Annotated in this window: 11 protein-coding genes; 5 read left to right on the forward strand and 6 right to left on the reverse strand. The window is 52.8% G+C overall.

Annotation, left to right across the window (positions count from 1 at the left end; translation table 11 throughout):
• The first annotated feature begins 141 nt into the window (after positions 1 to 141).
• From ALO_RS08585 to ALO_RS08595, 3 genes are all read left to right on the forward strand, one after another.
• A complete protein-coding gene (locus ALO_RS08585; protein ID WP_040293014.1) occupies positions 142 to 861 on the forward strand; it encodes a DUF421 domain-containing protein in 720 nt (239 codons plus the stop codon).
• Between the two features lie 16 nt (positions 862 to 877).
• Positions 878 to 1,243, forward strand: a complete 366-nt coding sequence (locus ALO_RS08590; protein WP_004094884.1) for a DUF4363 family protein — start codon at positions 878 to 880, stop codon at positions 1,241 to 1,243.
• Between the two features lie 76 nt (positions 1,244 to 1,319).
• Positions 1,320 to 2,048 (forward strand): glycerophosphodiester phosphodiesterase, encoded by a 729-nt coding sequence (locus tag ALO_RS08595; RefSeq protein WP_004094886.1) that lies wholly within the window; start codon positions 1,320 to 1,322, stop codon positions 2,046 to 2,048.
• 7 nt (positions 2,049 to 2,055) lie between these two features.
• Here the strand turns inward: ALO_RS08595 and ALO_RS08600 are convergent, their stop codons facing one another.
• From ALO_RS08600 to ALO_RS08615, 4 genes are read right to left on the reverse strand one after another with little or no spacing between them, the layout of a single operon-like run.
• Positions 2,056 to 3,165, reverse strand: a complete 1,110-nt coding sequence (locus ALO_RS08600; protein WP_004094887.1) for an alkaline phosphatase family protein — start codon at positions 3,163 to 3,165, stop codon at positions 2,056 to 2,058.
• Between the two features lie 37 nt (positions 3,166 to 3,202).
• Positions 3,203 to 3,976, reverse strand: a complete 774-nt coding sequence (phnE, locus tag ALO_RS08605; protein ID WP_004094889.1) for a phosphonate ABC transporter, permease protein PhnE — start codon at positions 3,974 to 3,976, stop codon at positions 3,203 to 3,205.
• Positions 3,966 to 4,751, reverse strand: a complete 786-nt coding sequence (phnC, locus tag ALO_RS08610; RefSeq protein WP_004094890.1) for a phosphonate ABC transporter ATP-binding protein — start codon at positions 4,749 to 4,751, stop codon at positions 3,966 to 3,968. Before phnC ends, phnE begins: the two co-directional genes overlap by 11 nt.
• The gene (locus ALO_RS08615; protein ID WP_072031825.1) at positions 4,748 to 5,659 is read right to left on the reverse strand and encodes a phosphate/phosphite/phosphonate ABC transporter substrate-binding protein; all 912 of its coding nucleotides are present in this window, start codon (positions 5,657 to 5,659) and stop codon (positions 4,748 to 4,750) included. The genes phnC and ALO_RS08615 overlap by 4 nt, the downstream gene beginning before the upstream one ends.
• 209 nt (positions 5,660 to 5,868) lie before the next feature.
• Here ALO_RS08615 and ALO_RS08620 point away from each other — a divergent pair, with 209 nt between their 5' ends.
• Complete coding sequence (locus tag ALO_RS08620) at positions 5,869 to 6,774, forward strand: LysR family transcriptional regulator (protein ID WP_004094892.1); 906 nt, start codon at positions 5,869 to 5,871, stop codon at positions 6,772 to 6,774.
• A 110-nt stretch (positions 6,775 to 6,884) separates the two neighbouring features.
• Here the strand turns inward: ALO_RS08620 and ALO_RS08625 are convergent, their stop codons facing one another.
• Both ALO_RS08625 and ALO_RS08630 read right to left on the reverse strand, forming a co-directional pair.
• Positions 6,885 to 7,295, reverse strand: a complete 411-nt coding sequence (locus ALO_RS08625) for a VOC family protein (RefSeq protein WP_004094894.1) — start codon at positions 7,293 to 7,295, stop codon at positions 6,885 to 6,887.
• A gap of 22 nt (positions 7,296 to 7,317) precedes the next feature.
• Entirely contained in the window at positions 7,318 to 8,445 is a 1,128-nt protein-coding gene (locus tag ALO_RS08630) for an MGDG synthase family glycosyltransferase (protein ID WP_004094896.1), read from the reverse strand.
• A 225-nt stretch (positions 8,446 to 8,670) separates the two neighbouring features.
• Between ALO_RS08630 and ALO_RS08635 the strand changes: the two genes are divergently transcribed.
• Positions 8,671 to 9,819 carry a glycosyltransferase family 4 protein gene (locus tag ALO_RS08635; RefSeq protein WP_004094899.1) on the forward strand — a complete coding sequence of 383 codons (1,149 nt, stop codon included), beginning with the start codon at positions 8,671 to 8,673 and terminating at the stop codon, positions 9,817 to 9,819.
• The last annotated feature ends 7 nt before the right edge of the window (positions 9,820 to 9,826 follow it).

The following is a 9,826-nucleotide window of genomic DNA, read 5'->3' on the forward strand; positions in this document are numbered from 1 at the left end:
CTGATAAGTAATATCATGGAAATAAATATAAATAAAGATTATCGCAATAAGATGACGGAAAAGGCAAGGTTAGGAAATCATGGTATCGGATACACTATGTCTGTTAATAACGGACATAGCCGCTTAGCGGGAGTGAAACAGATGAATGAAGCGTTAGTCGTTGCTGTCAGAGGAATCATTGGTTTTTTTACTTTGTTGATTTTTGCCCGGGCGCTGGGCAAGCAGCAAATTAGTCAACTGACTTTTTTTGATTATGTCTTGGGAATCACCATCGGTTCCACCGCATCCACCCTTACGACCGACCTGGACAGCAGCGGCTGGCCCCACTGGGTGGGATTGCTTACCTGGGTCGCAGCCGGATTGGCCACACAATGGGTGACGCTGAAATCATTGAAGATTTCCAAGTTTATCAACGGTGAACCGGTTGTGGTGATTATGAACGGCAAGATTTTGGAAGATTCTATGCGCACACTGCGCTATCGGGCAGCGGACCTCTTGGAGCAACTGCGGGAAAAGGGAGTATTCGACCTGAATCAGGTAGCCTTTGCCATAGTGGAAACCGACGGACAGCTATCCGTGCTGAAAAAAGCCGAGTATCAGAGCGTAACACCCCTTGATCTGAAGCTTACCCCTCAATCGGCAGGGCTGGCTAACGAGATCATTTTGGACGGGATACTGCTCGAGGAAGGTCTGCGGCAGGCGCAGCGCGACCGGGCCTGGCTTGATCAGGAACTGCAGCGCCGGGGCATTCGCGATGTGTCGGAAGTATTTCTGGCATCCCTTGATCCTTCCGGAAACTTATATCTGGATACCTACCGGGACCATCTGACGACTCCACGGTCCGGTGGAAACACAAGGTAAAAGGAGTGGAGGCGGTATGAATAAAATCATTTCCTATTTGACTATTTATGGGCTGCTGGGCCTGTTTATCCTGATTATGAACAGTGGCGTTTTTCTCAAAAACCCCATGGGTGAGGAGGATGATGTGCTCGGATATCTGGAAACGGTCGGAGAAAATGTGCAGGCGGAACAGTGGAACGATGCCGGCCGTAATGCGGCTAAACTGACCAAGGCCTGGGATGCGGTGGCCAAGCGGGTCCAGTTTAGTGTGGAACGTAACGAGATGGGGGCATTCAGCGTCAGTCTGGCGCGGCTGCAGGGACTGATCCTGGCCCGTAATCAGGCAGGCGCTCTGGCGGAATTATACGAGGCCAGGGAACATTGGGATAACCTGGGGAATTAAGCGCGGCCGGACTGGCTGGGACGACCATTTCCGATGTATAATAGATGGGAGAAAATAAGGGGAGTGTGTATATATAATGAATCCCTGTGTAGCCCATCGCGGATGGTCCGGCGATGCGCCGGAAAATACCCTGGCGGCTATTGCCCTGGCGGCGGCGGATCCGGATATTTCCATGATCGAAATTGATGTGCAGCTTTCCCGGGACGGCGTACCGGTGGTGATTCATGATAATTGTCTGGACCGTACCACTAACGGCAGCGGCCGGGTCAAGGATTTCACCGCCGACGAACTGCGTCGGCTGGATGCCGGCAGCTGGTTTTCCCCGGCTTTCGCCGGGCAGATCATCCCGCTGCTGAGTGAGGTTCTGGAGCTGACCCAAGGCAAAAAACTCCTGGATATAGAAATCAAAACATTGCCTGGCCTGTATCCCGGCTTGGAGGAAAAGGCGGTAGAGCTCATCCGAAAGTTTGACATGCAGGATCAGGTGGTTCTGACATCCTTTGACCACTATGCAGTAGCCAAAGCTAAAGCGCTGGCGCCGGAGATTAAAGCCGGACCCCTGGTGAGCGGGCGTCCCCTCAAACTGGTGGAGATGGTGGAAGAGCTGGGCGGCTCGGTGCTGGCGATCGATTATGAGTATCTGACTGCCGAAACGGCCCGGACCATGCACGAACGGGGCATCCAGGTTGTCGCCTGGACGGTGAACAGTCTGGCGGACATCCGTGCGGTGGCGGAGCTTCATCCAGCCATTCAGATCTGCACCAATTATCCTCAGCATTGGAAGCAGGTCTGCAGAGGCTGGTGAGTTATTTTCAGGAAATGGATTCCAGGATGAATCTTACAATATCAGAGTTGCATTGATAATACTCAGCTTCTTTTCTGGCATTAACGGCGATGAGGGGGATTTCCCGCTCATGAAGGGAACCGTGCGTTCTGGTCTCTACGCAGCGTTCGTCTTGCGTCAGCTCGGCAAATGCTGAGTCCTGATTGCTCAAAACGACTATGTCTCCGATGTTATCCGCAGGCAGGTTGAATTCCTCGGCTGCGGCAGCTTTATCGCAGAAGCGGTCAATGAAGTCGCATCCCTTTAAATAATCAAGCACTTTAGGAATTTGACCTTCTGCCAGCACATAAACATATACGGCGCCGCCTTCCTGGCAGCGGTGGTTCTCCAGGTATCTGTCCTTTAACGGCAGCAGGCAGAATGTATTAAATCCCGCCATGTCCAATTTCTTTTGCAGGTCAATGAGCCTGCTTTTTTTATTCATGCCGTGATCGGCGGTAATATAGATTTCTCTGGCGGGATCCAGATCGTAGATCCGGCCGATCCAACGGTCCATAGTTTGCATGACCTTTTTTGCTTCCGGCGAGCCCGGCGCATAATTGTGCATCATATAGTCATTGGTGGTGCAATAGACCAAATCGGGATTTTCCCTGGAGAGAACCTGGTAACAGGCTTTAAAAATCCAGTCATAGGCTTCAAAAGAAGCCACACCGGGAGGCGTGTCCAGGTCCAGCCTCTTCAGCAGGGCCGGTTCCGGCTTTTGCAGATTGATTCCGATGCGGGCATTGGCGCCGAAAACCTCCAGCACCTTGCCCTTTACGGTGAGCAGGGCCGTGCTTTTCCCCTGCCGGCTGTACATATCGATGACCGATTGAGCTTTCATGTGGCGGGAATCTTCAATAAAGCCCTCGCTGCCGGTAGCCCGGTCGTAATAATAGTTTCCCACAACGCCATGCCGGTCCGGGAAGCTTCCCGACAGGATGCTGGCGTGATTCACATTGGTCACGGAAGGGATGGCCGACTTTATTTTGGAGTAAAAGCCCGCTTGCCCTAATCTGTATAAATTGGGAGTATCCTCCGGGGTGATGTAATCTGCGGCGCAGCCGTCAATAACGATGATCAGTGTTTTTTGTGACATGGTTCCGTTCCTTTCTCTTTTCCCTCTCCGCCCTGCATTAAATGATGCGGGCTCTGATTTTTGCCGAGATAAAATCAATACAGGCCACCGTAGCGATGATCAGAAGAATGATGGCCGCAACCTCTTTATACCGGAATAACCGCATGGCCACGTTCAGCTCGAACCCCAGCCCGCCTGCGCCGACCATGCCTAGGACAAAGGCATGCCTGACGTTGGATTCCAGACGGTAGAGACTGTAGGTAATGATTTCGGGTAAAATCTGGGGGACAATAGCCCACCGTATCGTGCGGAACAGGCTGGCGCCGGTGGATTCCAGCGCTTCTTTGGGCCCAGGGTCGATATTTTCCATGGCTTCCGCGTACAGCTTGCCCAGTTCGCCGCAGGAGTAAACCGTCAGCGCCAGCACCCCCGGAAAAGCGCCAAGCCCCACCGCTGCTACAAAGATCAGCGCCCAGATCATATCCGGCAGGGAACGCAGAATGCTCAGCAAGGTCCGTGAAACAGTGTAGACAATCATATTGCCGCCAAACAGGTTCTTCGCCGCTCCCAGCGAAAGCAGCAGGCTGACGGCGACCGCCAGCAGCGTTCCCCAGAGCGCCACTTCAACCGTGGTGAGCATGGCTCCCAGCAAGTCGGGGACAATAGCCAGGTCCGGCGGGAACATTCTGGCCAGAAAGTGAAGCAGACTGGGAATTCCCTTGACAAACTTCGCCGGACTGATAGCTAGATCATTGGCGCTGTAAGCGAGAAAACCGAGGAAGAGCAGGGCCGCCGCGCCGTTGCGAAGCCATAGGAGGCGCTTATGAGACACGTTCTTCCCTCCCCCTGGCGCCGCAGCCCCCGTAGATTCTGCCGATATCTCCCTCGGTAAGCTGGCCGGCGGGCTTGTCAATGGCTACCTTTCCCTCCAATAGGGCAATAATGCGCTCGCCATAAGTCCTGGCCAATTCTATCTGATGCAGGCTGACGATAACCGTGAGGCCATTTTTCCGGTTGATGGCTTTGAGCAAATTCAGAATTTCCCCGGAGGTGACTGGGTCTAAACTGGCTACCGGCTCGTCTGCCAAAATGATTTCGGGATTCTGCGCCAGCGCCCTGGCGATGCCGACTCTTTGCTTCTGACCTCCGCTCAGCCGGTCTGCCCGGTGGTCTGCAAAGCCTTCCAGGCCGACTTCCCGGAGAAGCGCCAAGCCTCTTGCCGTTTCCTCCGCGGTAAATAAACCAAGCATCGCCCTGTGGAAGGGCATGCCGGGCAGCATGCCGCACATTACGTTTTCCAGTGCGGTCAGCCGGTTTACCAGGTTGTAGTTTTGAAAGATCATGCCTGTCCTGCGCCGGATGTGGCGCAGAACAGTTTTTTCCCGGCTGAGCTGCTGGCCGCACACGGCCACCGATCCTTCATACGGCAGGACCAGACCGTTCATACACCGCAGCAGAGTGGATTTGCCCATGCCGCTTCGGCCTAATATCACACAGAAATCAGATGGAGGAATGGTCAGATTCACGCCTTTTAAAACGGCATCCTGCGGTCCTTTATATGTCTGATATACATTTTGGAAGGAAATAGCTGCCTCCGGGCTGATCATAATTCGGGCTTCAATCCGGCTGTTTTATAAGCCTCTCTTACCAAATCATAGGCTTTGTCGTCGGCGCCGCCGAACTTCGCAAATCCTGTGCCTTCCAGGCTGGCGGCCAATTCCGGGGTATTTTTCAAAAAGGCCGCTTTAATCTTATCTTTTATTTCCCAGGGCAGGTCTTTGCGGTAGGTGATGGGGTCGGCCGGTATTTCCACCGATTCAAACACGATTTTGATGTCATCCTTGCTGATCAGGCCGCTTTTAATAAATCCGGGCACCTTTCGGCTGGAGACAGCGGCTATATCGACCTGTTTATTTTTTACCGCCAGAAGACCGGCGTCATGACTGCCGGAATAGATGACCTGCCTGAAAAAATCCTCCGGCTTATGTCCCCGCTGCACCAGCGAATACCTGCCGAAAATATGACCGGAGGTCGAGGCGGGATCCGTAAAGGCCAGGGTTTTTCCCTTCATATCTTCCAGGGTGTTGATACCGGCATCGGCTCTGACGATAAAGCTGGTTTTGTAGGCAAGAGTTCCTTCAGCCTGAATGGCGGCTGCAAAAGCCTCTACCCCGTTTTTTACAACTTCCGCGGCCAGAACATATTCAGACGGGCCAAACCAGGCCACATCCAGATGGCCTGCATTCATCGCTTCAATGGTAGCGGTATAATCAGGGCCAATGTAAGGTTCCACTTTCATACCTGTGGCTTTGCTCAGGTATTGGATAAAAGGACCGTACTTTTTCAGTACGGCTGCCGCATCTTCATCAGGCGCCAGTCCAATCCGAATGGTGTCAATAATTTTAACCGCTCCCTCCGGTTTGGCATTTTCGGCGCCGGTCCCACATCCTGTAATCGTGATGGCCAATAGTACGCTCAGAACTGCCGGCAGCAAGCTTTTTAAAAATTGGTTCATCTTCATCACATCCTGCTCCTTATTTTCATTCAAGATATAAAAGCTATCAAAGATTTAAATAGTTTTTACACCGTGAATCTACAGTTCTATTATACAGATTCATTGTAATAGAGCGGTTAAAGCGGTGTTAATTCATTGTAAAGCCCATTGCTTTTACCGATAAAATTATTATAATTATTAATAATCGTAAGGGAAAAGGAGAACCCGCCGTGGATTTTAAAGAACTGGAGACTTTTATGAAACTGCTTGCATGCGGTACATACTCCCTGACGGCCAAAGAGCTGTTTATCAGCCAGCCTACCGTCACCACCCGCATTCAGGCTTTGGAAAATGAACTGGGTGTGGTTCTTCTTAAGCGTAGCGGCAAAGGATATTGCCCTACCGAGGCAGGGAATGTCCTGGCGGGATACGCGGAAAAAATATTGCAGATGCAGGATGAATGTCTGAAAACGTTTAGCCGGATGGGGCTTAAAAGCGGCGTATTGCGAATTGGCGCCACGGCGTTGGGAACCTATATTTTACCCGATGTTACCCGGAAATTTAAAGAGCGCTATCCGGACACCAAACTGTTTTTTGCCATCAGCAACACGTCGGAAGCATTGGACAGCCTTAAAAACGGGCTGGTCGATGTTTTGGTCGTCCCCTTCTCTGCCGGAGATGAAAAAAAGGATGAATTTCATTTCATCCATGTCGGCCATGATTCCCTGGTACTGGTCACCAGCACCGAAAATCCGATTGCTAAACTGAAAAAAGTACGTATTCATGACCTGCGGCAGGAACGATTCATTGTCAGGGAGCAGGGATCTTATACCCGCAGGATTTTTGAAAAATGGCTTCACAAAAACGGCTTTGACAGCTGCAATATTGCAGAGATCGAACAATCGGAGGCCATCTACAGGGCGGTGGCCCAAAATGCGGGAATATCATTGCTCTCCACGCTGTCTCTCCGGTTTCGCGATCCCTCGATCAAGGCGCTTGACGCGGAAGGCTTTCCTGTGCTGCGGCAAGTGTATGTGGTGACCCGCAGCAACCAAAAATATGACCCTCTTGTCAGTGCATTTTCGATCTTCGTGGAGGAATTCATGGAGGAATATGAGGGATATCCTGCTGTATAATATAAAATCAGATGACCAAACAAATAGACAGGGGCTGTCTCGCATGAAGCCGGAAAAAATGCTTACATGCGGCAGCCCCTGTTATGCAAGGCCTCTGCCTTTCGCCGGATTTATCCTTTGAATGAATCATACAGCCGCTGGTACTCCGACGTGGGAGCAATGGACTGGTAAATATAGAGATGGACTCCGTTAGGATCATCGATCACAAAGCTGCGTTCTCCCCAGGGTTTATCCTGCAGGTCCTGGAAGACGGCCAGACCTGCTGCCTTGAGCCGCTGGCATTCACTGTCCGCATTGGCCACTTCAAACGACAGAATCAGGCCTTTGCCATGAAAAAATTCGCCGGCCTCCCGCTGGGGCAGGGTAAAGCTGATTCCGAAATAGGGCGACTGAGGCGAAATCAATTCAATATACCAGTCGCTTTCATAAACCAGTTGGAATCCGAAATGGTCTATATAAAAATTTTTTGATTCCTGCAGTTTATCGGTGCTGATGGTAGCGTCAAACCGTTTGATTTCCATACGTATCCTCCTTGGGTTGTTTTTATGTCAGAGAGGCAAGCCTTTCCCTGATCAAGCCGGCGATTTTGCCGGCGCCGTCTGCCGGGATCTTATGCAGGTTTTCGCTGTTGACTGCCCAAGCTGCATCCGGCTGGGTCATCCGGTTGACGATCTGTGCGATGCCCGCCGGATCGGAACAGGAGAAGCCCAGCTTATGATTGACCACAAAGTCGATATTGCCGGTTTCCTGGACGCCCACGGCCTGGGTGATGACCAGAGGACGGCGCATGGCCAGGACCTCCATGATCGTGCCGGGGCCAGCCTTGGTGACGACAATATCGCTGGCTGCCATCATGGTTTCCATATTGTTGACAAACCCGTAAACATGAGTCAGGGAGCCAGGCTGCCGCCCGGCCGACAGGGTTTGGTACAGCTCTTTGTTGTTGCCGGTGATCACCAGCAGCTGTTTGTCCGGACACACTTTTTCCAGGGTCTTGACGATATCGTACATTTTACCCGAGCCTACGCCGCCGCCGGTAATCAGCACGGTAAAAGCGTCCGGGTTGATGCCGAGAGCCTGGCGGGCCTGCTGCTGGCTGTGGGAGGTTGAGAATTTGGGATGAACCGGGAACCCGGTATAGATGATTTTCTCCGGCGGTACGCCGTATTGGGCGAGAATCCGGGCTGCTTCCTCGGTGGGGGCCAGGCAGAGATCGGATTCGGCATAGGCCCAGGAGGCATGAAAGCTGACCAGATCGGTTACCACGGTAATCACCGGCCAGCGGAAACCGCCTTTTTTCCTGGCGGCGCAAATAGCCCGCACCAGCAAAGGATGCACCACCACGACCAGGTCCGGATTGACGGTCCGGATCTCAGCCTCAAACCGGGAGGCTGCCAGAGGAAAGAGCAGATTGGTGATCCGGTCCATACGGCGGCTGTCATTGGTCAACCGGAAAAAGAAGTCATAGAGCCAAACTTTGCGGGAAGAAGCATAATTATAGATGGCCGGCGCGTTGCGGATTCCCGGCAGCTGGGTAGCCTTCAGAAAATCCACCATCGTGCAGTTTACGTCCTCGCCGGCTGCCTGCCGGATCGCCTCTGTTAGGGCCAGGGCGGCACTGCGGTGTCCGCCGCCGGTGTCGGATATGGCAAACAGAATCTTTTTCGGCATTTGATTTCTCTCCACTCATTTTAAAATCATCACAAAGATTACCTGAGATTGCTTTTTCTTCATTATACTTGATGACAGACTGCGGGAAAACCGCTTTTCATTCATTGTCGGCAGTTTTACGCAAATTTAACCAGATATTAATCCGGCCTTAACTCCCGGAGGTTCCAGAGTGTTAGATAATAGAATTAACCAGTATAGAGAAGTAGTTCCAGGCGGGAGGTTCATATGAGAATCGCTTTGTTTACTGATACGTTTACACCCCAGATTAACGGAGTCTCCAGGACCTATCAGAGACTGGTCAGTTATCTGCAGAGCCAGGGCATCGAGACCATGGTTTTGGCTCCCTCCGGCAATGGGCCGGACGGTGAGCAGCAGGGCGTGATCCGGTTTTTGAGCTGCGACTTTTTTCTCTACCCGGAATGCCAGATCGCTTGGCCCAACTATTTCTCGCTCTGCTCGGCCCTTGACCGGTTCCGCCCCGATTTGGTCCATATCGCCACGCCCTTTGTTCTTGGCCTGGCAGGACTCAAGTATGCCGACTCGCGCGGCTTGCCCAAGGTAGCGGTGTTTCACACCAATTTTCCCCAGTATTTGGACTATTACCGTATGCCCTTGCTGAAAAAACTGGCCTGGCGGTTTTTGCGCTGGTTTCACACCCAGGCCGACCGGAACTATTGCCCTTCCCAGGAGACCCGGCGGCTGTTGGCCCGTCACGGGATTCCCCGTGTGGATCTCTGGTCCCGGGGGGTTGACCACACTCTTTTCAACCCTATGTGGCACAGCGGAGACTTGCGCCGGCTCCATGGCGTCGGCGATAAAACCGTGCTGTTGTATGTAGGCCGGCTGGCGCCGGAAAAAAATGTGGAAATCCTGCTCCAGGCCTTGACAGCAGCCAATGCCAGCATCAACGGCCTGCATTTATGGATTGTGGGCGATGGGCCGGCCCGGCCTGCCCTGGAAGCGATGGCCCCGGCCAACGTAACGTTTATGGGCTATCGGGCCGGCCAGGATTTGGCTGGTCTTTACGCATCAGCCGACATTTTCGTCTGCCCCTCGGTTACTGAAACCTTCGGCAATGTGATCCTGGAAGCCATGGCCTCCGGTTTGCCGGTGGTCGCGCCTATGGCCGGCGGCATCAAAGAAAATCTTTTCCCCATGAAAACGGGTCTCGACTGCCTGCCGCTTAACTCCTTGAGCATGGCCGAAGCGATCATCCGGCTGGCCCGCGACCGGGAACTGCGCATTTCCCTGGCGGCTCAAGCCTTTCAACACGCCTCCGAACAAACCTGGGAGATGGTATTCGGACGGCTGGTGGACAGCTATCGCGACGTGATCGAGCGGCATCGGTCAACCCGCCGGATACAAGCGATTTAGGGGGCCG

The sequence above is a fragment of the Acetonema longum DSM 6540 genome, assembly GCF_000219125.1.
Lineage (GTDB): Bacteria > Bacillota > Negativicutes > Sporomusales > Acetonemataceae > Acetonema > Acetonema longum.